This is a genomic window from Corynebacterium sp. MSK150 (genome assembly GCF_030229215.1).
In the GTDB taxonomy this organism is placed as follows: Bacteria; Actinomycetota; Actinomycetes; order Mycobacteriales; family Mycobacteriaceae; genus Corynebacterium.
On record NZ_JASPHM010000002.1, the window covers coordinates 85,854 to 109,569 of the forward strand.

The 23,716-nt window shown below is 60.3% G+C and carries 24 protein-coding genes; 20 read left to right on the top strand and 4 right to left on the bottom strand.

What is annotated here, in order from left to right; all coding sequences use genetic code 11:
• Positions 1-9: 9 nt before the first annotated feature.
• From QP941_RS01595 to QP941_RS01605, 3 genes are all read right to left on the bottom strand, one after another.
• Entirely contained in the window at positions 10-1,209 is a 1,200-nt protein-coding gene (locus QP941_RS01595; protein WP_284867769.1) for a molybdopterin molybdotransferase MoeA, read from the bottom strand.
• Positions 1,210-1,219: 10 nt separating this feature from the next.
• Positions 1,220-2,332, bottom strand: a complete 1,113-nt coding sequence (gene moaA / locus QP941_RS01600; protein WP_284867770.1) for a GTP 3',8-cyclase MoaA — start codon at positions 2,330-2,332, stop codon at positions 1,220-1,222.
• 66 nt (positions 2,333-2,398) lie between these two features.
• Positions 2,399-4,180, bottom strand: a complete 1,782-nt coding sequence (locus tag QP941_RS01605; RefSeq protein WP_284867771.1) for a long-chain fatty-acid--CoA ligase — start codon at positions 4,178-4,180, stop codon at positions 2,399-2,401.
• 354 nt (positions 4,181-4,534) lie between these two features.
• Here QP941_RS01605 and rho point away from each other — a divergent pair, with 354 nt between their 5' ends.
• From rho to QP941_RS01705, 20 genes are all read left to right on the top strand, one after another.
• Positions 4,535-6,373, top strand: a complete 1,839-nt coding sequence (rho, locus tag QP941_RS01610) for a transcription termination factor Rho (protein WP_284838936.1) — start codon at positions 4,535-4,537, stop codon at positions 6,371-6,373.
• Positions 6,366-7,442, top strand: a complete 1,077-nt coding sequence (gene prfA / locus QP941_RS01615) for a peptide chain release factor 1 (RefSeq protein ID WP_023021759.1) — start codon at positions 6,366-6,368, stop codon at positions 7,440-7,442. Before rho ends, prfA begins: the two co-directional genes overlap by 8 nt.
• Before the next feature lie 6 nt (positions 7,443-7,448).
• A complete protein-coding gene (gene prmC / locus QP941_RS01620) occupies positions 7,449-8,285 on the top strand; it encodes a peptide chain release factor N(5)-glutamine methyltransferase (RefSeq protein ID WP_284867772.1) in 837 nt (278 codons plus the stop codon).
• 32 nt (positions 8,286-8,317) lie between these two features.
• Positions 8,318-8,986, top strand: coding sequence for an L-threonylcarbamoyladenylate synthase (locus QP941_RS01625; RefSeq protein WP_284867773.1), 669 nt, complete (start codon positions 8,318-8,320; stop codon positions 8,984-8,986).
• Positions 8,987-8,998: 12 nt separating this feature from the next.
• Positions 8,999-10,174: an MraY family glycosyltransferase gene (locus tag QP941_RS01630; protein ID WP_284867774.1), complete on the top strand. Its 1,176-nt coding sequence runs from the start codon at positions 8,999-9,001 to the stop codon at positions 10,172-10,174.
• Positions 10,175-10,247: 73 nt separating this feature from the next.
• Positions 10,248-10,625 (top strand): Cg1360 family ATP-synthase-associated protein, encoded by a 378-nt coding sequence (locus tag QP941_RS01635; RefSeq protein ID WP_284867864.1) that lies wholly within the window; start codon positions 10,248-10,250, stop codon positions 10,623-10,625.
• A 458-nt stretch (positions 10,626-11,083) separates the two neighbouring features.
• Positions 11,084-11,896: a F0F1 ATP synthase subunit A gene (gene atpB, locus QP941_RS01640; RefSeq protein WP_049361382.1), complete on the top strand. Its 813-nt coding sequence runs from the start codon at positions 11,084-11,086 to the stop codon at positions 11,894-11,896.
• Positions 11,897-11,999: 103 nt separating this feature from the next.
• Positions 12,000-12,242: an ATP synthase F0 subunit C gene (locus tag QP941_RS01645; protein ID WP_049361381.1), complete on the top strand. Its 243-nt coding sequence runs from the start codon at positions 12,000-12,002 to the stop codon at positions 12,240-12,242.
• Between the two features lie 44 nt (positions 12,243-12,286).
• The gene (locus QP941_RS01650) at positions 12,287-12,859 is read left to right on the top strand and encodes a F0F1 ATP synthase subunit B (RefSeq protein ID WP_284867775.1); all 573 of its coding nucleotides are present in this window, start codon (positions 12,287-12,289) and stop codon (positions 12,857-12,859) included.
• Between the two features lie 6 nt (positions 12,860-12,865).
• The gene (locus QP941_RS01655) at positions 12,866-13,681 is read left to right on the top strand and encodes a F0F1 ATP synthase subunit delta (protein ID WP_239191482.1); all 816 of its coding nucleotides are present in this window, start codon (positions 12,866-12,868) and stop codon (positions 13,679-13,681) included.
• 60 nt (positions 13,682-13,741) lie between these two features.
• A complete protein-coding gene (gene atpA, locus QP941_RS01660) occupies positions 13,742-15,382 on the top strand; it encodes a F0F1 ATP synthase subunit alpha (protein ID WP_284814005.1) in 1,641 nt (546 codons plus the stop codon).
• Between the two features lie 50 nt (positions 15,383-15,432).
• A complete protein-coding gene (locus QP941_RS01665) occupies positions 15,433-16,422 on the top strand; it encodes a F0F1 ATP synthase subunit gamma (RefSeq protein ID WP_284867776.1) in 990 nt (329 codons plus the stop codon).
• Positions 16,423-16,425: 3 nt separating this feature from the next.
• Positions 16,426-17,871, top strand: a complete 1,446-nt coding sequence (gene atpD, locus QP941_RS01670) for a F0F1 ATP synthase subunit beta (protein ID WP_049361377.1) — start codon at positions 16,426-16,428, stop codon at positions 17,869-17,871.
• Between the two features lie 10 nt (positions 17,872-17,881).
• The gene (locus QP941_RS01675; protein ID WP_238801023.1) at positions 17,882-18,250 is read left to right on the top strand and encodes a F0F1 ATP synthase subunit epsilon; all 369 of its coding nucleotides are present in this window, start codon (positions 17,882-17,884) and stop codon (positions 18,248-18,250) included.
• Between the two features lie 185 nt (positions 18,251-18,435).
• Entirely contained in the window at positions 18,436-18,912 is a 477-nt protein-coding gene (locus tag QP941_RS01680; RefSeq protein WP_239277971.1) for a DUF2550 domain-containing protein, read from the top strand.
• 23 nt (positions 18,913-18,935) lie between these two features.
• On the top strand, positions 18,936-19,628 hold the full coding sequence (nucS, locus tag QP941_RS01685) for an endonuclease NucS (protein ID WP_250410351.1): 693 nt from the start codon (positions 18,936-18,938) through the stop codon (positions 19,626-19,628).
• A complete protein-coding gene (locus QP941_RS01690; RefSeq protein ID WP_284766272.1) occupies positions 19,628-19,912 on the top strand; it encodes an Rv1322 family protein in 285 nt (94 codons plus the stop codon). Before nucS ends, QP941_RS01690 begins: the two co-directional genes overlap by 1 nt.
• Before the next feature lie 10 nt (positions 19,913-19,922).
• Positions 19,923-20,231, top strand: coding sequence for a thiamine-binding protein (locus QP941_RS01695; RefSeq protein ID WP_005323373.1), 309 nt, complete (start codon positions 19,923-19,925; stop codon positions 20,229-20,231).
• Positions 20,232-21,158, top strand: coding sequence for a tetratricopeptide repeat protein (locus tag QP941_RS01700; RefSeq protein WP_284867777.1), 927 nt, complete (start codon positions 20,232-20,234; stop codon positions 21,156-21,158).
• A gap of 20 nt (positions 21,159-21,178) precedes the next feature.
• Positions 21,179-21,571 (top strand): arsenate reductase/protein-tyrosine-phosphatase family protein, encoded by a 393-nt coding sequence (locus tag QP941_RS01705; protein ID WP_284867778.1) that lies wholly within the window; start codon positions 21,179-21,181, stop codon positions 21,569-21,571.
• Between the two features lie 4 nt (positions 21,572-21,575).
• On the opposite strand, the gene glgB is transcribed toward QP941_RS01705, so the two are convergent.
• Positions 21,576-23,693 (bottom strand): 1,4-alpha-glucan branching protein GlgB, encoded by a 2,118-nt coding sequence (gene glgB / locus QP941_RS01710; protein ID WP_284867779.1) that lies wholly within the window; start codon positions 23,691-23,693, stop codon positions 21,576-21,578.
• Between the last annotated feature and the right edge of the window lie 23 nt (positions 23,694-23,716).

Below are 23,716 nucleotides of genomic sequence, written 5' to 3' on the forward strand. Positions count from 1 at the left end.
GGTTGCTCCTTAATACAGATAAACGGTGATGTCCTCGCCCATGGCCGGCGGCTCGGAGTCGATGAGGCAAAAGCCATTGCTGCCGGCCAGCGACACGACGCGGTGGCTGCCGTGGGGCAGGTGCGAGGTGATGGTGGGCGCTGCCTGAAAGTCTACGGTGACGGGAACAATGGTCGGCCGGCCGCGGGAGGCGGGAAGGGGCGAATCCACCCGTGCACGCAGGTTGACCCTCTGACAGGGAGCGGGGTGTCCGGACAGTGCGGCGATAAGCGGCCGGGCATAGAGCTGAAAATCGACGAAGGCTGCCACAGGGTTTCCGGGCAAGCACAGCACCGGGGTGTCATCCCACAGGGAGTAGCCCTGCGGGGCACCCGGGCGCTGGTCGACGTGCCCGAACCACGCGGAATCCGTGCGCCCGAGTACGGTGTGGACGACGTCGAAGGCGCCGGCTGATACGCCACCTGAGGTGATGATGAGGTCGTGGGACGGGGCTAGCTCATCTAGCGCAGAGGCTAGGTCCGCAGGGGCATCGCCCACATGGACGTGCGTATCTGCGCCACAAAGAGCGGCGAGCATCGGGCCATTGGAATCTGGCAGTTGGCCGGGGGCGAGCTGCGCTGGGGAAGAGACGAGTTCTTCGCCGGAAGAAATTACCGCGATGCGCGGGCGCCGGTAGGCCGTAACGGTATATACGCCGGCGGAGGTGAGGGCGGCGATGACGGCGGCATCGATAAGCATGCCGGCGGTGGCGACTGGCGCGCCGGGCTGGATATCCTCGCCGGCGGGGCGGATATGCGACTTGGTGGGGGTCTCCGTGATGGTGACCTCGTCCGGAAGTGCTACCGGGCCGGCCGGGGTGGTGGTGTTTTCCACGGGAACGACGAGCATTCCTGCGGTATCGGCCACCGGGGCGCCGGTCATGATGCGAACGGCGTGGCCGGTGGGCACAGCGATGGGAGCCGCGCCGGCCGGTACATCGCCGGCGACGGGGAGGGTCCACGGTGCGGAGGAAGAAAGATCCGCGGCATGGACGAGGAAGCCATCCATCGCTGAATTGGCATGGGGTGGCACGGGAAAGCGCGCGGTGGCGTCGGCGGCGAGGATGCGGCCGATGAGGGAGGCATCGACTGGTGCGGACTCGGCCGGTGGCGTGGAAGCCAGCGCGAGTACGGCGTCGAGGTGCGCGGAGATGCTGCGGGGCGTGGACATAAGACTCAGGTTAGCCGCCGATGGCGGACATCGGGCGGTCTGGTTGGAGAAAGCCCTCGTCGTCGATGCCGTGACCGGGCTTTTTGCTCCACATTTCCCCGGCCCAAGCCTCCATGATGTCCTCATCGCTCGCGCCGGAGCGCAGCAGGTCTCGCAGCGGGGTTTCGGAATTGCCAAAGAGACAATTGCGAATGGCGCCGTCGGTAGTAAGGCGGGTGCGGTCGCAATCGCCGCAGAAGGGGTGGGTGACCGAGGCAATGATGCCCAGCGTGCCGCGCGTGCCGTCCGGAGCGCTGACCTCCCATAGGGCGGCGGGGGCGGAACCGCGCGGTTCGCGTGCCGGCGCCATGGAAAAGTGGGTACGCAGGCGGGCGAGGATATCTTCGGCCGTGACCATGTCCTCGCGGCGCCACTGCTCGCGGGGCCCGAGCGGCATCTGCTCGATGAAGCGGAGCTGGGCGCCGTGGTGGACGGCATAGTCCGCCAGTGGAACGATGTCTTCTTCGTTGACCCCGGGCATGACCACGGCGTTTATCTTGATGGGATGCAGGCCCGCGGCATCCGCGGCGGCGATGGCCTGCAACACGTGGTCGAGCCGATCGCGGCGGGTGAGTGCGGCGTAGCGCTCGCGGTCGATGGTGTCGAGCGAGATATTGATGCGGTCGAGCCCGGCCGCGGCGAGGGCGCCGGCGCGCTTTTCTAGGCCAAGCCCGTTGGTGGTCAGCGCGGTGGATGGGGAGCGGCCTTGGTCAGTGCGCAGCTGTTTGGTCGCAGCAATAATTTTCTCCAGCGACTTGCGCAGCAGGGGCTCGCCGCCGGTAAAGCGCACCTGGCGGATGCCCAGCTTGCCGACGCCTATCCGGATCAGCCGGATGGTTTCCTCATCGCTTAAGGTTTGCTCTGTGGGCATCCACTCCAAGCCTTCGGCCGGCATGCAATAGGTGCAGCGCAGGTTGCAGCGATCCGTCAGCGAGACGCGCAGGTCACGGGCCTGGCGTCCATAGCGATCCACCAGTGCGCGCGTGCCATCAGCGGCCGGTGCAGGCAGATCCGCCGGCGGTTTCGCCCGGCCCACGGTAGGCAGGGGCAGGGAAACCACGGGCTGCTGGGAGGAAGAGGTCATTGGTGCCAGTCTAGGAGAGGGGACGAGGTACACCAAGCTGCAACGGCGACTGACGCGAATTTATTCCTAGTTTTCCCGGCTTAAATCGGCGGCGTTGGTGGCATCGAGGCGCTGGGATTCGCCTGGGCCCTTGAGCCGGATGATGTTGTACTCGCCCTCTGCCAGGTGGGCGCGCAAATCTTTCTTATCGAACTTGCCCACGGAGGTCTTATCGATGGACTTCACAAAGGTCCAATACTCTGGCAGCATCCAGCTCGGCAGTTCCTTGCGCATGCTGGCGCGCAGGCGTTCTGCGGTCTCGATGGTGGGCGAGGCGCCCTCGGCCAATACTGTGACGGCGAGTGGGCGCTCGACCCATTGCTTATCGGGGTAGCCAATCACAGCGGCCTCCACGACAAGCTCGTCAGACATGATGAGGTTTTCTAGCTGCACGGAATAGATCCATTCGCCGCCGGAGCGAATGACATCGCGGGCGCGGTCCTCCACGGTAAGGAAGCCGTCCTTGGTAACAGAGCCGACGTCGCCAGTGCGCAGCCAGCCATCGGCGGTGAACTTATCCTCCGCGGCCTCGACTTGCTTGCCGCGGAATTCGGAGGCGATTTCGCCCGGCTCAGCGGTGGGCGAGTGGTAGTAGGAACCGGTGACTAGGTTGCCGCGCACCTGCAGCTCGCCGGCATTGCGGTCGGTGCGGGCGACGACTTGCCCATCATTGACCACGCGGTATTCCAGTGAGGCGGGGATGCGACCTTGGGATACGCGGTAGGCCCAGCGGGTATCGCCCGAGGCACCCTGGGGTGGGCGGGCAACGCTGCCCACGGTGGAGGTTTCCACCATGCCCCACACATGGACCACATCGACGCCGTAGCGCTCCTCCCACATCTTGATCAGCATCGGCGGGACGGGGGAGCCGCCGGCGTAGATCTCGGTGAGTGTCATGCGCTCTGGTGGATGGTGCATGTAGTGGACAAAGAGCTGAATCCAGATGGTGGGCACGCCGTGTGCCACGCGCGGAGAGGTAGCGGCGATGGCTTTGGCAAGGGTGGGGGCGGACACGTCGGCGTCGGGAAGCACCAGCGGGGTGCCCGTCATGAAACAGGTGAAGGGAACGCCCCAGCTGAGCACGTGGCAGATGGGAATGCAGCACAGGAAGGTCTCGCCGTGGGTAATGCACAGCGAGTCCGAGGAACGCAGCTGCATGGCCTCCAGGTAGAGGGACCGGTGCGAATATAGTACTCCCTTGGGAGCGCCCGTGGTGCCCGTGGAATAGCACAGCGCCGCGGCCGTGCGCTCATCTAGTTCGGGCCAGTCATAGACGGTAGACCGGCCGTCAATAAGAGCCTCATAGGAATACACCTCAACCCCGCGGGGGAAAAGGTGGGCAAACTGCTGCGCTGGTTGGGCGCCGGTGATGATGACGCTTCCCACGGAGTCGGTGCCCACGAGCACCTTGCCCAGCTGCTGCGCCAGGCGCGGATCGCACACGATGGCGGAGATTTCCGCATGGTTAATAATGTGGCGAATCTGGTCATTCATCAGCTGTTTATTCAGCGGGGCAAAAATCGCGCCCTTGCAGGCGGTGCCAAACATTACCTCCAAGTGCTCGGCGCAATTCCACATAAAGCTGCCCACGCGCTCATCGCTGGTGATACCCAATTCATCGTGAATGGCGTGGGCGAACGCGGCGGCGCGGGCAGCGATATCGCGGAAGGTAACTTCCTCGGCCGGATCGAATTCTGAGCCGGTGCCCTCACCGTGCCAGGTGGTAACCGTGGTGTCCCCGTGTACCGAGGCACCGTATTCCAAAATGCGGGTCAGGGAGAGGGGGATATCCATCATCGTGGAAAGCATGCCTCTACTGTAGCGGTGTCATGGTGCGGGCGTTGCGCCCTATGCGTTATACTTGTTCGCGACTGGTAGGAAACTGGAAAGTTTTAGCTCCCCTTTCCTATGCATTCGGGCCCAGAGAAGTATTTTGCCCGCAGTCGTTTCTTGATTTCTTCCGGTTCGCGCACTCGTTGTGCGAAGTCTCCTCGAGGACACGGAAGAGGCCTCATACTTATTGCCCGGCAGGACGCGCATGCGCCTTGGCATGAGGGCGAAAAGTCCTAGAAAAATACACATTGGCTTCCAGTGCAACGCCGCGAGCATAGGCTGCGGCGGCTCCCGCATAATCGGACCTGGTCAAGCAACGAAAGGATATCCGTGAGCGAAACGGACAACACCGCAGCACAGGATCTTGCATCCCTGAAGCTGCCGGAATTGCGCAAAATGGCCGCAGAGCGCGGCCTACGTGGTGTCTCTGCCCTGCGCAAGGGGGATCTCATCACCGCCATCAAGACCGGACAGGTTCCGCCTAAGGCCAAGGCCAAGGTGGAAAAGGCCGTTCAGGTAGAAAAGGCGGAGAAGCCTGAGAAAGCAGATAAGCCGCGCAAAAAGGCGCAGGAAGATGCGCCGCTGAAGGCGGAAAAGCAGGAAGAATCCGGCGAGAAGCAGGATAACCGCCAGCAGAGCTCTGGCGAGGAGCAGCGCTATGAATCGCGCTCCCAGGCCCGCCGCGCTCGCCGCAACCGCGCCCGCCGCCAAGAGCGTCAGGAGCGCCAAGAACGGCAAGAGCGCGAGGAGCGCAACCGCAACGAGGAGCAGGGCGGCGCTAAGGACAACCGCGACAATAGCTCCCAGGATGGCTCCGATAATCAGGGCGAGAAGAATGACCGCGGCGATAATAAGCAGCGCGGCAACCGCCACGAGGACAACAATAACCACGAGCGCGGCAACCGCCGTGGGCGCCGCAATCGCCGCAACCGCCGCGGCCGCGGAAATAACAATGACAATAATGGCGGCAATGATTTGCAGGTCCGCGAGGGCGATGAGCTGCAGGCTGTCGGCGGCATCTTGGACGTCGTAGACAATAATGTCGCTTTCCTGCGCACCACGGGCTACCGCGCCGCGGCTTCCGACGTCTTTGTCAACAACGGCATCGTCCGCCGCCTAGGTCTGCGCTCTGGTGACGCCATTACCGGTCAGGTCAAGGTTTCCGGCCCGACGCATACGCACGGCAATGGCCGCAACCGCCGCAAGTACAATCAGCTGGTGCAGGTCGATACCGTCAACGGCATTGATCCGGAAGGCGCAAAGCAACGCCCGCACTTTAATAAGCTGACCCCGCTGTACCCGAATAAGCGCCTGCGTTTGGAAACGGATCCGAAGATCCTCACCACCCGCGTCATTGACCTCATCATGCCGATTGGTAAGGGCCAGCGCGCGCTTATCGTCTCCCCGCCAAAGGCCGGCAAGACGACGATTCTGCAGAATATCGCCAACGCGATTTCTACCAATAACCCGGAGTGCTACCTCATGGTCGTCCTCGTAGACGAGCGCCCTGAGGAAGTTACGGACATGCAACGCTCCGTCAACGGTGAGGTAATTGCCTCCACCTTTGACCGTCCGCCATCAGAGCACACCTCCGTGGCGGAGCTGGCTATCGAGCGCGCCAAGCGCCTGGTGGAGCAGGGCAAGGACGTCGTGGTCCTGCTGGATTCCATTACCCGCCTCGGCCGTGCTTATAACAATTCCTCCCCGGCTTCTGGCCGCATTCTCTCCGGCGGTGTGGACTCCAATGCGCTCTACCCGCCAAAGCGTTTCCTGGGTGCCGCCCGCAATATCGAAGAGGGCGGTTCGCTGACCATTATCGCCACCGCCATGGTGGAGACTGGCTCTACCGGCGATACCGTCATCTTCGAGGAATTTAAGGGCACCGGCAATGCCGAGCTGAAGCTGGACCGTGGCATTTCCGAGCGACGCGTCTTCCCGGCCGTAGACGTCAACCCGTCCGGCACCCGTAAGGACGAACTGCTGCTCGTTCCAGAGGAAGCACGCATCATGACCAAGCTGCGTCGCATCCTTTCTGCCCTGGATTCTCACCAGGCGATTGACCTGCTCATTAAGCAGCTGAAGAAGACCCGCTCCAATGGCGAGTTCTTGATGCAGGTGGCCTCCTCGGCCCCGATGGCTGCGGATAAGGATGAAGAAGATTATGTCTAATCAGGTTTCCCTCGTTGATGACATCGTGTCCGAGTACCAGGGCATTGAGATGCAGATGGGCGATCCGGAGGTTGCCGGCGACCAGAAGCAATTCCGCAAGCTCTCCAAGCGCTACGCGGAACTGCGTCCCATCATCATGGTCAATGATGAGCTCACTCAGGCTCGCGAGGACCTCGCCGACGCCAAGGAGATGGCCTATGAGGACCATGACTTCCAGGAGGAAGCGGATCGCCTAGAAAAGTCCGTGGAGAGCTTGGAAGAAAAGCTCGCTGACCTGCTCGCGCCGCGCGATGAGCAGGATTCCGAGGACATCATTATGGAAATCAAGGCCGGCGCGGGCGGCGAGGAAGCAGCCCTCTTTGCCGGCGACTTGGCCCGTATGTACGAGCGCTATGCGGATAAGACGGGCTTTAACTGGGAGGTCTTGGGCCTCAATGAGTCCGATTTGGGCGGTGTGAAGGATATGACCATTTCCTTCCGCTCCAAGTCTCCGTCGCGCGATGGTGCATGGTCCGTATTCAAGTTTGAGGGCGGCGTGCACCGCGTGCAGCGAGTTCCGGTTACCGAATCCCAGGGTCGCATCCAGACCTCTGCCGCCGGCGTGCTGGTCTACCCGGAGCCGGAAGAGGTCGAGTCCGTCAATATCGATGACAAGGATATTCGCGTCGACGTCTACCGTTCTTCCGGTAAGGGCGGTCAGGGCGTGAACACCACCGACTCCGCGGTGCGTATTACTCACCTGCCCACCGGGCTTATCGTGACCTGCCAGAAGGAGCGCTCTCAGATCCAGAACAAGGCGCGTGCGCTGCAGGTACTGCAGGCTCGCTTGGACCAGATGGAGCGTGAGGCCCGCGAGGCCGAGGCCGGCGAGCAGCGCGCCTCCCAGGTGCGCACCATGGACCGCTCCGAGCGCATCCGCACCTATAACTGGCCGGAAAACCGCATCACGGATCACCGCATTGGTTACAAGGCTAATAACTTGGACTCTGTGTTGAATGGCGACATGCATGACCTTATTAAGGCCCTGCAGGACCAAGAGCGTGCCGAGCGCCTCGAGGCCGAGGGTTAAACCAGCGTGGATAACACGTATGGACAGGCGCTGCGCCGCGGGGTGCAGCGCCTTCGTGCTGCCGGGGTGGCCAGCCCTGAATGGGATGCACGCATTATGGCCGCGCACCTCATCCACTGCGGCCACATGGATATCCCGCTCGATCAGTCTTCTATGCCCGGCTTCGACGTGGCCTTTGATGCGCTGCTTCGCCGCCGGGAGGACCGCGAGCCTTTGCAGTATGTACTAGGCAGCGCCTGGTTCGGCCCGCTGGAGCTCAAGGTGGGCCCGGGCGTGTTCATCCCGCGGCCGGAAACCGAGGTTATGGCGGACTGGGCGGTGCGCAATGCGGAAGGCCCGCGGCTGGTTGATCTGTGCACCGGCACAGGCGCGTTGGCGCTCTACCTACACCACTATCTGCCTGACGCCCAGGTGAAGGCAGTGGAGCTTGCCGACGCCGCCCTGGCCTACACCCAAGCCAATGCCCGTAACACCGGGGTAGAGGTCATCCAGGCCGACGCCACGGCCGACGATACTTTGGCGGAATGGAACGGGACCGTGGACCTCCTCGTGACCAACCCGCCCTATGTGCCAGAGACCTCGGATCTTGAACCGGAGGTCTATCATGACCCGCATAACGCGGTCTTTGCCGGTACGGATGGGATGGGGGTCATCACCGGCCTTATCCCGACCATTGCGCGCCTTGTGCGCCCAGGCGGCAAGTTAGCCATCGAACACGACGATTCCACGAGCGAGGCCGTACAAGCCGCATTGGTCCGCCACGGCGGCTTTGAACAGATCGCCCCGCTGCAGGATCTGACGGGAACGCCCCGCTTTGTCACTGCGGTACGCGGAGTAGACTAAGACACCAGTGAGGGCAAGAAGGGGAAAAGAATATGCAAGGAAAGATTTTTAACTGCGCCGATGATGCCGAGCGCGAAGAGGGCATGAACATTGCGGTCAAGGCTGCGCAATCCGGCCGCCTTGTGGTCATGCCCACCGATACGCTCTACGGCCTCGGCTGCGATGCCTTTGATAATGATGCCGTAGCCAACCTCCTGGCCACCAAGCAGCGCGGCCCGGATATGCCGGTGCCAGTTTTGGTGGGGTCCTGGGATACCGTTCGCGGCCTCGTTGCTTCCTATACGGATACCGCGCGCGACTTGGTTGAGGCCTTCTGGCCCGGTGGCCTGTCCATCGTCGTTCCGCAAGCGCCGTCTCTGCCGTGGAACCTCGGCGATACCCGCGGCACCGTGATGCTGCGCATGCCTTTGCATCCCATTGCCATCGAGTTGCTGCGCGAGGTTGGCCCCATGGCTGTCTCCTCCGCCAATATTTCTGGCCACCAGCCGCCGACCACGGCGCTCATGGCCAAGCAGCAGCTTGGTAAAGCCGTGACGGTTTACTTGGATGGGGGAGAGACGGCCGTCGGCAAGCCCTCGACCATCATTGACCTCTCCGGCGAGCGCCCGTACCTCCTGCGCGAAGGCGCGCTTTCGGCCGAGGAAATCGGCGAGGTCATCGGCGCCGATGCGCAGACCCTGCGTACCCGCCCACATGCTTAAGGAGGCATTCGCGTGAGCGGCAGTGGTGTCCCGCTGCGCGAGCTGGCCCTCGTCATCCTCGTCGCAGCAGCATTTACGTATCTCACCACCGGTGTGGTGCGCTCCTTTTTGGTGCGCACCGGCCGTGTGGCGGAGATTCGCCTGCGCGACGCCCACACGCAGCCCACCCCGCGCATGGGTGGGGTGGCCATGTTTATCGGCTTCGCGGCGGCGATATTCCTCGCAGCCCAGCTTCCAGCCTTGACTCGGGGTTTTATGCCCGTCACTCCGGAGATGAATGCGGTGCTCTGGGCGGCCCTGGCGCTAGTGCTTGTCGGAGTGGTCGATGACTTGGTGGAGCTGAGTGCCATAGTGAAGCTGTTTGGACAGCTCTTTGCGGCCACCTTGATGAGCGGGCTGGGCCTTACCTGGACCCTGCTTTTCATCCCTTTTGGCGGCGGCACCACGGTCGTCCTCGACCAATTGCAAAGCACCCTGCTCACCGCTTTCTTTACCGTTCTGCTCATCAATGCCATCAACTTTGTCGACGGCCTCGATGGCCTAGCGGCAGGCCTTGGCATGATTGCGGGCGGGGCAATTCTGGTGTTTTCTTTGACCGTTCTCCATGACCAAGGCGGTGCGGTCTCGGCATACCCACCGGCCATCATCAGCGCAGCCCTGGTGGGAATGTGCGCTGGATTCTTGCCGCATAACTTTGAACCGTCTCGCATCTTCATGGGGGATTCAGGCTCGATGCTTATTGGTCTCTTGCTTGCTGCGGCCTCGACTTCCGCGTCTGGCAAGATCAACATGTCGCTTTACGGCACGGTGGACATTGTCGCTTTGATGTCGCCGATCATCGTTGTGGTCGCAGCGGTGTTCATTCCAGTCCTGGACCTTGTCTGGGCCGTTATTCGTCGACTATCCCAAGGGCGTTCGCCGTTTTCTGCAGATAAGGCGCACATCCATCACCGCCTTCTCTCGCTCGGCCATACCCACCGCCGGACCGTGCTGGTCCTCTACCTGTGGGTCTCCGCCGTAGCCTTCGGCGCGGTGTCCTTTTCTATCGTGCCCGCACCCGTGGCCATTGGCGTTACCGTTGTTGCCTTGCTCTTGGCATTCGCGGCAACCCTCGTACCTTTGCGGCAAGGAAAGATTGGCCCAGCTGCGCGAGAGACCGTCGTGGTGAAGGAATCCGAGCCCTCGTGAGGTAGGGTGTGTAGCCGTGAGTGAAGCACAAGCGACTACGCAACCCTCGGAATTTGATGACCACCGCCGTCCCATGCAAAGGGCGGTCAGACTGGGCGGCCTAGCCCTGCTGGTTATCACGGTGGTCTCCTTAGCCGTCTGGGGCGGTATCAGTGGTCTTCCCGGTATTTGGGGAGTCCTGGTCGGTGCCGCTATCGGTGGCGGCTTCGTCTTATTTACCGCCTTGTCGGTTTTGCTGACTGCCAATACCACTCCTGCCAACACCATGGCGGTGGTGCTGGGTGGTTGGCTGCTTAAGATCATCGTTTTGGTCATGGTGCTTCTCGTAATCCGAGATATGGATTTCTATGACACCTTGGCGCTGTTCGTGACCGTCATGCTGGCCCTTTTCGCCACTTTGGGCACAGAGGTATGGGCCGTCGTCACCTCGCGGGTCACGTACGTCTCGTAGCAGGGAAGTGGCCTTTGTTAGGGCCCACCGCTCTTCTGGAAGGAAAGGTGGTGGGCCCTTTTGCTCTGTGTGCATGCAATCGTTTCTGTTGTGGTTACCCCCGTCAAGGTGGGGAAATAGGCAGGTGTGATGAACTCCACGTAGCAGGATTTAGGCAGAATGTGGCCTTTTTGTTGTGAATTTGTGGCGGAATTGGGCCCACAGTGGCGAAACTAGGCTTGTTAGTGGCCCCCCACGTGCGAAAACTCTTGATCTAACTGATACGCTTTTCTTCGGGTTACCGCGGGCTGGCACAAAAGCTGGCTTTCGCAGCGGTGAATCCCTGTCTTACGCACGCTGATGTGCGACGGAGTCCGTGTGTGAGGCAGAGAGTTTGAGACGTCCATCGCACCACACGGCCTTCGACAAGCTGTGTGGCCCGAACACGGGAGAGAACGCTGAGCGTTACAACATTGGCCATGAAGGGTAGCTTCCACGCACCCGAACTGGACCCAGAATTTTTCCCGGGGCACGTAACCGATGATGGCGGAGTCGTTGACCTCTGGTTGAGCGATTTTGCCAACGGTTGGTTCGCTTTGGATCGCATCATGCTCGTTCGCCTTCTGATGGCGGCCGTGCTGGTGCTCCTATTTGTTGTCGCCTTCAGGAACCCCAAGCTGGTTCCTAAAGGAATTCAAAACGTAGGCGAGCATGCGATTGACTTCGTGCGAGTTCAGATCGCAGAAGACATCTTGGGCAAGAAGGAAGGACGTCGCTTCCTTCCACTTTTGGCCTCTATCTTCTTTGCAGTTTTGTTCTGGAACCTCACAACTATTGTGCCGGGTCTGAACATTTCTCCGAACGCCCGTATCGGTATGCCAATCGTCTTGGCAGCTGTTGCGTATATCGCCATGATTTACGCCGGCGCTAAGCGCTATGGCTTTGGCAAGTTCATCAAGTCCTCGGTGGTTATTCCTAACCTGCCACCGGCCTTGCACATTCTTGTCGTGCCGATTGAGGCATTCTCTACGTTTGTTATGCGCCCAGTCACTTTGGCTCTTCGTCTTATGGCGAACTTCCTGGCTGGCCACCTCATTTTGGTCCTGTTGTACTCGGCTACGAACTTCTTCTTCTTCCAGTTCAACGCCTGGACCGCAGTGGGTGGCTTGACCCTGGTCGCAGCGGTTCTGTTCACGCTTTACGAGCTTATCGTCATCTTCCTGCAGGCATACATCTTTGCCCTGCTGACGGCGGTATACATCGAATTGTCGTTGCATGCAGATTCGCACTAACAACAACGCGAACCTCGCGGTTAACTAAATACCCCAAAATCAAACCAACACCGCCCCGCAGGACACTCCCGCGGGATATACATTGAAAGGGAACGACTTTCACATGAACGAGATCATCCTGGCTCAGGACGCAGCAACCACCTCCTTCGACGGCCTTCAGTCCCTCGGCTACGGCCTGGCCACCATCGGCCCGGGCCTGGGCATCGGCATCCTCGTTGGCAAGACCGTTGAGGGCATGGCACGCCAGCCTGAGATGGCCGGCCAGCTGCGTACCACCATGTTCCTGGGTATCGCCTTCGTTGAGGCACTTGCCCTCATCGGCCTCGTTGCAGGCTTCCTGTTCTAAAGAACGCTTTACACAAGTAAATCGAACTTTAAGAACGGAGACCCATGAACAACGTCATTTACTACCTTGCAGCAGAAGGAAGTGAGCACCTGCCGCTGGAGAGCGGCAACTCCATCCTCCTGCCCAAGATGTACGACTTAGTCTGGTCAATCATTCCGTTCGCCATCATCTTGCTGATTTTCGCGAAGTTCGTTCTTCCGATGTACAGCAAGATGCTGCAGGAGCGTGAAGACCGGATCGAGGGCGGCTTGAAGCGTGCCAAGGCCCAGCAGGCCGAGGCTAAGGCTGCTCTGGAAAAGTACAATGCTCAGCTGGCTGATGCCCGTGCAGAGGCAGCCGAGATCCGCGAGCAGGCGCGCGAGCGCGGTAAGCAGATTGAGGCCGAGGCTAAGACCAACGCGGAAGAAGAGTCCCGCCGCATCGTCGCCAATGGCGAGAAGCAGCTGGAGGCCTCCCGCTCGCAGGTTGTTACTGAGCTGCGTTCCGAAATGGGCCAGAACTCCATCAACCTGGCGGAGAAGATTCTGGGCGGCGAGCTTTCCGACGCCTCTAAGAAGTCCTCCACCATTGATGGCTTCTTGTCCGAGCTCGACTCTGTGGCACCGGCCGGAAAGTAGGCAACTATGAAGGCAGCTAGCCGCGAAGCACTCGCAACCTCACAAACCCGCTTGGATGAAATCCTGGCAGGCGACAACAACGTCGCCACCGCCGCGCAGGCGGGCCTGGATATCTTCGAGGTTGTCGATGTCTTGGATGCAGACCGCGAATTGCGCGTTGCATTCACCGATATCGCCGCCCCGAGCGAGGCACGCAAGTCCCTGGCAGAGACCCTGTTCGGCTCCAAGATTTCCGATGGCGCATTGCGCATCATCCAGGAAGCTGCGGCCGCACAGTGGTCCACCCCGAAGGACTTTGTCAAGGGATTGGTGTCCCTGGGCCGCCGCGCATTGCTGCGCGGTGCTGAGGCGCAGGGTCAGCTGGGCCAGGTAGAAGACGAGCTCTTCCGTCTGTCTCAGATCCTTGACCGTGAGGGCGAGCTCACCCAGCTGCTTTCCGACCGAACTGCTGATTCCGCCCGCAAGCGCGGATTGCTGGCAAACGTGCTCTACGGCAAGGTCACGATGTTTACTGAGGCCCTCGTGCTTCAGGCCATCTCCCGCCCAGAGCAGAACCCAATCGATGACGTAGCCGCACTGGCCGATACTGCAGCTGACCTGCAGGACCGCACCATTGCGCGCGTTACCGCAGCGGGTGAACTAAACGAAGGCCAGCAAGCAGTACTCGCTGAGAAGCTGGGCAAAATTTATGGTCGTGCGATGTCCATTCACTCTGAGGTTGACACCAGCCTCCTCGGTGGCATGCGCATCCGCGTCGGCGATGAAGTCATTGATGGCTCCACGGCAGGCAAGATTGCCCGCCTGCGTGCCCAGATGGCGTAGCCGAAACGACAGAAACGATTTAAGTAAGTGCTGGAAGATACTACCGAGAGCAGGAAGAACATGGCGGAGCTGACGATCTCCTCCGACGAGATCCGTAGTGCGATTGCGAACTACACCTCGAGCTACTCCGCGGAGGCCTCCCGTGAGGAGGTCGGCGTGGTCATTTCGGCAGCTGACGGTATTGCGCAGGTTTCTGGCCTGCCATCCGTTATGGCGAATGAGCTGCTCGAGTTCCCAGGCGGCGTGATTGGCGTCGCACAGAACCTCGACACCAACTCCATCGGTGTTGTGGTCCTGGGCAACTTCGAGTCCCTCAAGGAGGGCGACGAGGTTAAGAGGACCGGCGAGGTTCTCTCCATCCCAGTGGGCGAGGAATTCCTCGGCCGCGTAATTAACCCATTGGGTCAGCCGATCGACGGCATGGGCCCAATCAACGCTGAAGAGGAGCGCGTCCTCGAGCTGCAGGCACCGTCCGTGCTGCAGCGTCAGCCGGTTGAAGAGCCAATGCAGACCGGCATCAAGGCTATCGACGCAATGACCCCGATCGGCCGCGGCCAGCGTCAGCTGGTCATCGGTGACCGTAAGACCGGTAAGACCGCGGTCTGCATCGATACCATTTTGAACCAGAAGGCTAACTGGGAGTCCGGCGACAAGGACAAGCAGGTACGCTGCATCTACGTCGCGATCGGCCAGAAGGGCTCGACCATCGCTGGCGTGCGCCGCACCCTTGAGGAGCACGGCGCACTGGATTACACCACCATCGTGGCCGCACCGGCTTCCGATTCCGCCGGCTTCAAGTGGCTGGCACCGTTCTCCGGTGCAGCGCTGGGTCAGCACTGGATGTACCAGGGCAACCACGTCCTGGTTATCTACGATGACCTGACCAAGCAGGCTGAGGCCTACCGTGCCATTTCCTTGCTGCTGCGCCGTCCGCCGGGACGCGAGGCATACCCAGGCGATGTGTTCTACCTGCACTCCCGCCTGCTGGAGCGTGCTGCAAAGCTTTCCGACGACATGGGTGCTGGCTCCATGACCGCCCTACCGATCATCGAGACCAAGGCAAACGACGTCGGCGCCTTCATTCCGACCAACGTCATTTCCATTACTGACGGCCAGGTCTTCCTGGAGTCCGACCTGTTTAACCAGGGCGTTCGCCCGGCTATTAACGTCGGTGTTTCCGTCTCCCGTGTCGGTGGCGCTGCACAGACTAAGGGCATGAAGAAGGTCGCCGGTAATCTGCGTCTGGACCTGGCTTCCTACCGTGACCTGCAGGCCTTCGCTGCGTTCGCATCTGACCTGGACGCCGCTTCCAAGGCTCAGCTGGAGCGCGGTTCCCGTCTGGTCGAGCTGCTCAAGCAGTCGGAGTCCTCCCCGCAGCCGGTGGAGTACCAGATGGTGTCCATTTACCTCGCCGAGGCTGGCATCTTCGACGTCGTTCCCGTTGAAGACGTCCGCCGCTTCGAGGACGAGGTACACGAGTACCTCAACGCCAATACCCCAGAGGTCTTTGAGCAGATTTCCGGTGGCAAGCCGCTGACCGATGAGTCCAAGGACGCATTGGTTGCGGCAGCTAAGGACTTCCAGCCGACCTTCCGCACCTCCGAGGGCCGTAACCTGGGCTCCGAGGCACCGGTAGAGCCTTTGGACGAAAGCGACGTAAAGAACACCGAGCTCAACGTCTCCCGCAAGACGGCTAAGTAGAGTTCAGAACTCACAACTAACCGTCTAGATTAAAGAAGGGAGGAGAAACGATGGCTAATCTTCGCGAACTACGTGACCGCATCCGGTCCGTCAATTCGACTAAGAAGATCACCAAGGCCCAGGAGCTCATTGCTACCTCGCGCATTACCAAGGCGCAGGCTAGGGTAGAGGCCTCTCAGCCGTACGCGGCTGAGATGACCAGAATGATGAACAAGCTGGCTGCCGCCTCTACGTTGGAGCATGACATGCTGCGTGAGCGTGAAGACGGAAACGTCGCCGCCATTCTCGTGGTCACTTCTGACCGTGGTATGTGCGGTGGCTATAACAACAACGTCTTCAAGAAGGCGGCACAGCTGCAGGCTCTCCTGGAAAGCAAGGGCTACGAGGTAGTTCGCTACGTTACTGGTAATAAGGGCATCGGTCACTACAAGTTCCGCGAGGACGAAATAGTGGGCAGCTGGGGCGGTTTCTCTCAGGATCCAACCTGGGAGACCACCCACGATGTGCGCCGTCACTTGATTGATGGCTTTATTGCTGGTTCTCATGGCACTACCAAGGGCCGCGACGGCCTGCATGCGCAGGGTGAGGGCGCCGGTGTACGTGGCTTTGACCAGGTACACGTTGTCTACACCGAGTTTGAGTCCATGCTGACCCAGACCGCGCGTGCTCAGCAGCTGTTGCCAGTTCAACCGGTCATTCAGGATGAGGAGTATCACCTCGGTGACTCCGCTCTGACTGACGCCGAGTCTGCGGACGATGTTGCCGCAGGATTCGAGTTTGAGCCAGACGCAGATACGCTGATGAAAGCGCTGCTTCCGCAGTACGTCTCGCGTATCCTGTTTGCTATGTTCTTGGAAGCTTCTGCTTCCGAGTCCGCTGCACGCCGTACAGCTATGAAGTCTGCTACTGACAACGCAACCGAGATGGTCGAGGACCTCTCTCGCGTGGCTAACCAGGCCCGTCAGGCACAGATTACCCAGGAAATTTCAGAGATCGTCGGTGGCGCTGGCGCGCTATCTGACAGCGCAGAAAGTGACTAGATTATGACTACAGCTCTGCAAGAGCAGAATGCACAGTCTTCGGCAGTCGCCGGTCGTGTCGTGCGCGTCATCGGTCCGGTTGTGGACGTGGAATTCCCACGTGAGGCACTGCCGGCCCTGTACAACGCACTGCACGTCGACATTAAGCTCGAAGCTGTTGCAAAGACCGTCACCCTCGAGGTCGCTCAGCACCTCGGTGACAACCTTGTCCGTACCGTCTCCATGGCACCGACCGACGGCCTCGTCCGCGGTGCCGAGGTCATCGACTCCGGAAAGCCAATTTCCGTGCCGGTCGGCGACGTCGTCAAGGGCCACGTCTTCAACGCCCTCGGTGACTGCCTCGACGAGCCGGGTCTCGGCCGCGATGGTGAGCAGTGGGGCATCCACCGCGAGCCGCCAGCGTTCGACCAGCTCGAGGGTAAGACCGAGATTCTGGAGACCGGCATTAAGGTCATTGACCTGCTGACCCCGTACGTTAAGGGCGGCAAGATTGGCCTCTTCGGTGGCGCAGGTGTGGGTAAGACCGTTCTCATTCAGGAGATGATTACCCGTATCGCCCGTGAGTTCTCTGGTACCTCCGTCTTCGCCGGCGTCGGCGAGCGCACCCGTGAGGGCACCGACCTCTTCCTGGAGATGGAAGAGATGGGCGTGCTGCAAGATACCGCACTTGTCTTCGGCCAGATGGATGAGCCGCCAGGAGTCCGTATGCGCGTGGCTCTGTCCGGCTTGACCATGGCGGAGTACTTCCGCGATGTGCAGAACCAGGACGTGCTGCTGTTCATCGACAACATCTTCCGCTTCACCCAGGCCGGCTCCGAGGTTTCGACCCTGCTGGGTCGTATGCCTTCCGCTGTGGGCTACCAGCCAACCCTGGCTGATGAGATGGGTGTTCTGCAGGAGCGCATTACCTCGACCAAGGGCCGTTCCATTACGTCCCTGCAGGCCGTTTACGTTCCTGCCGATGACTACACCGACCCTGCTCCGGCTACGACGTTCGCTCACTTGGACGCCACCACCGAGCTGGACCGTGCTATTGCTTCCAAGGGTATTTACCCAGCAGTGAACCCGCTGACCTCTACCTCTCGTATCCTCGAGCCGGGTATCGTTGGCGAGAAGCACTACGAGGTTGCACAGCGCGTCATCGGTATTCTGCAGAAGAACAAGGAACTCCAGGACATCATCGCCATCCTTGGTATGGACGAGCTGTCTGAGGAGGACAAGGTCACCGTTCAGCGTGCCCGCCGTATCGAGCGCTTCTTGGGCCAGAACTTCTTCGTCGCACAGAAGTTCACCGGCCTGCCGGGCTCCTACGTGCCGCTGTCTGAGACCATCGATGCCTTCGAGCGCATCTGCGATGGCGAGTTTGACCACTACCCAGAGCAGGCCTTCAACGGCTTGGGTGGCTTGGACGACGTCGAGGCTGCATACAAGAAGTTGAACGAGAAGTAGGGAGAGGCACATGGCTGACATCACCGCCGAATTGGTTTCCGTCGAGCGCCTGCTGTGGTCTGGACAGGCCTCCATGGTCACGGCTGAGACCACCGAGGGTGAGATCGGCGTGCTTCCCGGTCACGAGCCAATGATCGGTCAGTTGATCGATAATGGCGTGGTGACCATCCACCCAGTGGACGGCGAGCGCCGCGTCGCCGCCGTGCAGGGTGGTTTCCTCTCCGTTACCCAGGACAAGATCACCGTCCTCGCTGATTGGGCCATCTGGTCCGATGAGGTGGATGAGGAGAAGGCTCAGAAGGATTTCGCTTCTGAGCACGAGCTCACCAAGTCCCGTGGCGAGGCCGCACAGCGTGCAGTTCGCCGCGCCAAGGCTTAATACCTTGGATTGGTAGGAGAGGGCAGCAATAGCCGCCCTTCCTGCTCTCTTAAGGCGCATCGGTTTATAGCCGGTGCGCCTTCTTCGTTTTTTCTTTGCCTTTTCTTATTGGCGTGTGGGCCCTTCAAGGCGCTACAATCCAAAGAATCAGTTTCTCCACAGAGCGAGGATGGCGTGAAAGGCCCATGAATTCAACGGTGGTTGCAGTGCTTCTGTGGGCCCTTGGAGTGGCCCTGCTGCTAGTTATTTTTTTGGCTGCGCTTCGCTTTTTCACCGTGCGATCGCGCGGTACTTCCGTCCTCCTGCGCCGAGTTCCGGCTAAGAATTCCCTTTCCTGGCGCCATGGTTCGTTGCGTTATGAAGGCGAATTTGTGGAGTATTTCAAGCTCCGTTCTGTCTCTCCGCGCTGCGATCTGCGCATCAACCGCCTCGACATCGAAGTAGTGAGCACCCGCCCGCTTGATGATGACGAGGCTTCTTTTATGTCCGCTGCCACCGAAGTCGTTCGCTTTCGGGCCAAGGGAAGAGAATATGAACTGGCGTCGGACGCCCACGGAATCATGGCCTTCGGGGCGTGGGTAGAGGCCGCTCCGTCCAAGCGCCAGCAGCGCTTTGACTTCCGGGAACTGCGCGAACGCGCTACCCGTCAATCCAAGCGATAGCTCCACCCGCTAGGGTAGAGAACATGCGTTTAGTAATCGCCCGATGCTCAGTAGATTACGTGGGCCGCTTGGATGCCCACCTGCCGATGGCAGACCGCCTGCTCATCGTCAAAGCGGACGGTTCCGTGTCCGTGCATGCCGACGACCGCGCTTATAAGCCACTTAACTGGATGACACCCCCGTGCACCCTGAAGGAGTCCGCGATTGAGGACCTCGACGGCGAAGACACAGGCGAAATCTTGTGGCTGGTGGAAAACCCCAAGGGCGAGCAGTTGCGCATCACCATTGCCGAGATTCATGAAGAAATCTCCTATGACATGGGTGAGGATCCAGGCCTAGTCAAGGATGGCGTCGAGGCTCACCTTCAAGAGCTCTTGGCAGACCAGATTGATACCTTGGGCGAGCGCTACACATTGGTGCGCCGCGAATATCCCACGGCCATCGGTCCTGTGGATATCATGGCTAAGGATGAGAACAATAATAACGTCGCCATCGAGGTAAAGCGCCGCGGCGGCATTGATGGCGTTGAGCAGCTGACACGATATCTGGAGCTGCTCAACCGCGATGAGCTTCTCGCTCCTGTGTCCGGTGTATTCGCAGCCCAGGAAATCAAGCCGCAGGCACGTACCTTGGCTGAGGACCGCGGCATTCGGTGCGTGGTACTGGATTACCAGGAGCTACGCGGGCTCGAGTCGAACGAATTGCGACTGTTCTAATGCCACGGCGAAATAGGCGCAAACCCGTGGAAGTCCGGTCCCTGCCCAAAGACGGTTCAACCTTTCTAGGTTCGCAAACGGTCGAGGGGCCAAGTTGGACGCACGGCGAGCCCTATGTCATGCGGCATATCGGTTCTGCTCGGGCCCAGAAGTATTACGTGTGCCCGGGGTGTAACCAGAACATTCCACCCGGGGTGGCACACATCGTCGCCTGGCCGCGGGACGTGGGCCGCCAGGGCGACGATCGCCGGCACTGGCACCGCCACTGCTGGGAGCGTAGGTAGACTAGCGGGCATGATTGTTGCATTTTCTGTAGCCCCTGCGGTGGTCAATAATGACTCCCAAGAAATGGCCGACGCCGTGTCCGAGGCCGTGCGCGTAGTCCGCGAATCCGGCCTGCCCAACGAGACCAATGCCATGTTCACCTTGCTAGAAGGCGAATGGGACGAGGTCTTTGACACGATTAAGAAGGCCACCGATGCAGTGCGTGCGGTATCCCCGCGCACTTCTTTGGTGGTCAAAGCCGATATCCGCGAAGGCGTAACTAATCAGCTAACGGACAAGGTAGATGCGGTTAACCGCCGCCTTGCAAAGGAGGACTAGATGACTTCACCAAATAATGCTTATGTAGGAGGAGCACTTGACCTCAGCCAGGTCAAGGCGCGAGCTGAGGCCCGGCAGAAGGCGCAGGAGTCGCCGCAGGCGAATGCGGGCGGCGTCCAGCCCTTCTTCACGGTGACCGAGGCCAACTTCGACCAGGACGTGGTTCGCCGGTCTACGGAAGTTCCGGTCGTGGTCCTCATCGGTACTGCTCGCTCCACCCAGTCGGAGCAGTTGAAGACAGACCTTGCGGATTTGGCCGCGCAAGGAAACTTGAGTTTCTTGGTTGCTTACGTGGATGCGGATGCTACTCCGCAGGTTGCGCAGGCCTTTGGCGTTAAGAATTTGCCAACCGTGGTGGCATTGGGCGCTGGCCAGCCGCTGACGAACTTTGAGGGTGCGCAACCCAAAGAAGCCCTAAAGCAGTGGGTCGATACCTTGGTGCAAAATGTCGGCCCACAGCTGAAGGGCCTGCAAGGCAATGAGGCATCGGAACAGCCGCAGGAGGAAGAAGAGGATCCGCGCCTTCAGGAAGCAGAAAGCTCCTTGAACGCCGGCGACTTTGATGGCGCTCTCAACGTCTACAACTCCATCTTGGAATCTGAGCCCGATAATGTGCAGATTAAGCAGGCGCGCGACACCACAGTCTTGCTCAAGCGCCTCGACCCTGCCAACCAGACCGAGGACCCGATTGCGGCCGCGGAAGGGGATAAAGGGGACGTCGATAAGCAAATGCGGGCTGCCGACGCCGAGGTGGTAGCCGGAGCCCCAGAAAAGGCCTTTGATCGCCTCATTGAGACGATGAAGACAACGGCCGGCGACGAGAAGTCCCGCGTACGCGAGCGCCTGCTGGAGCTCTTTGGGCTCTTTGAAGGCAATGACCCACGCGTCCTGGAGGCGCGCACCAAGTTGGCGAGCGCCCTGTACTAGCTTGGGTAGCATGGGAAAGCATGACTTCAGTGCTTTTTCTTTGCAATACCAACCGAGGCAAGTCGCAAATGGCAGCAGCACTCGCCCTCAAACATGCACCAGATTGGGATATTTACTCTGCTGGCGTGCAAACTACCGATGAGCACGTCAAGCAGGGAATCAACAAAGAGGCGAAAGCTTCCCTGGTGAAGGTGGGAGTAGAGATGTCGGGTACGCCCACTCTCGTGGATCCCCAGATTGCCGCAACTGTTGACCACGTGGTGGTGGTAGGCGATGCGGATTACGATGGCCCAGCGCAACGGTGGGACATTGAGGATCCATCGCTACGCGGATTGGAAGGGGAAGAGCGCATGGACGCGCTGCGCGATGACATCGATGCCCGCGTGGCGGAGTTCGTGCGCGCGCAGCGGTAGCTCTTTAGCCTTCCAAGACATACCACTGCACGGAATTGGCCGGCAGATGCAGCGTCGTGGAGTTGTTCTCCACGCGGATGCGCTGGGGAAGTGGGTTCCCAGCGCCTTCGTAGACGGCGTTATCGGTGTTGAGCACCATCTGCCATTCGCCGTCGTGTGGAACCCAGAGGCCATAGTTGGGGATGGAAGAACCAGAAAGGTTGCACAGGGTGAGCAGGGCAGAGCCGTCTGCGCCGTAGCGGACGTAGCCGAGCACGTTATTATTCGAATCATCCGCCTTGACCCATTGGAAGCCGTCCTCGCTGAAATCCTGGCTCCACAGTGCTGGGGTATCGCGGTAGACGAGGTTAATATCACGTATGAGGCGCTTGATGCCCTGGTGCCATTCGCTACCCCAACCGTGGAGGTTACCCCAGTCCACGGAATGCCCCTCGGCCCACTCGGTAGTCTGGCCAAATTCCTGGCCCATGAAGAGCAGGTTCTTGCCGGGGTGGGAGAACATGTAGCCATAGAGGGCGCGGAGTCCGGCGGCCTTATTCCAGTCGTCGCCAGGCATGCGCTCCCACAGCGAGCCTTTGCCGTGCACAACTTCGTCGTGGCTAAACGGCAGTACGTAGCGCTCGGAGTAGGCATAGACCATGGAGAAGGTGAGCTCGCCGTGGTGATAGGAACGGTGAATGGGCTCGTGCTTGAAGTACTCCAAGGTGTCATTCATCCAGCCCATATTCCACTTCAGGGAAAAGCCCAGGCCGTTTTCAGAGGTGGGGGCGGTAACGCCCGGCCAGGAAGTGGATTCCTCGGCGATGGTGAGCACGCCTGGATGCGTGCGGTTGAGGGTGGCGTTGGTTTCCTGGAGGAATTGCACCGCCTCGAGGTTCTCGCGGCCACCATATTGGTTGGGCAGCCACTCATCGCGGGAATAGTCCAGGTAGAGCATGGAAGCCACGGCGTCTACGCGCAGGCCGTCGATGTGGAATTCTTCGGCCCAGTATAGGGCGTTGGCCACGAGGAAATTGCGGACCTCATTGCGGCCGAAGTCAAAGACATAGGTGCCCCAATCGGCCTGCTCGCCGCGGCGGGGATCGGGGTGCTCGTAGAGAGCCTGGCCGTCGAAGCGACCAAGGGCCCAATCATCCTTGGGGAAGTGTGCCGGCACCCAGTCCACGATGACGCCGATGCCATTCTTGTGCAGGGCATTGACCAGTTCTCGGAATTCATCCGGCGAGCCCCAGCGCGCAGAAGGCGAGTAATAGCCAGAGACTTGGTATCCCCAGGACCCGCCGAAGGGATGCTCGGCCACGGGCAAGAGCTCGACGTGGGTGAAACCGTGCTCCTTGAGGTATGGGATGAGCTCCTCGCGCAAGCGGTTGTAGTCGGCGCCAACCTTCCACGAGCCAACGTGGACCTCATAGATGCTCATAGGCAAATCGAGGTTGCCGGTGCGCTTGTCCATCCAGGCGGAATCGGACCAGGCGAAGCTGGTGGAATCCACGATAGAGTCCGTCTCCGGCGGGCAGGCGGTGCGCTTGGCTAGGGGATCGGCCTTGTCCTTGCGGCCCTCGTGGCTAAAGATAGCAAACTTATAGTGCTCGCCAGCACCGATACCAGGAACAAAGACCTCCCAGACGCCGGTAGAGCCAAGCGAACGCATCGGATACTGGGTGGGGTTCCAGCCACAGAAATCGCCCACGACGGCAACGCCCTGGGCATTGGGTGCCCACACGGCAAAGGAGACGCCGGACACGGTACCCATCTCAGTGTCATAGGAACGCAGGTTGGCGCCGAGGACATCCCAGAGGCGCTCGTGTCGGCCTTCCCCAATCAGGTGCAGATCCAGCGAGCCCACCGTGGGAAGGAAGTGATAGCCGTCTGCCACGGTGCGGGTAGGGGCCTCCGGATAGGAGATTTCTAAGCGGTAATCGCAGTTATCGCCAATTTCCGCCTCCCAGATGTCATCGCCCACCAATTCCATGGACACGGATTGCGTGGGAGTGTGAAGCTGCACCTCGCAAGCGCCTGGTTGGCGGGTGCGGACGGTACCTTCGTGCCAGCCGTAGAAACCGTGCGGGTCATGGTGGCGGCAGTCATTGAGGTGAGCGAGGTCAGCGGCCGGGATAGTCATACAATCACAGTACCTAGTTCGGG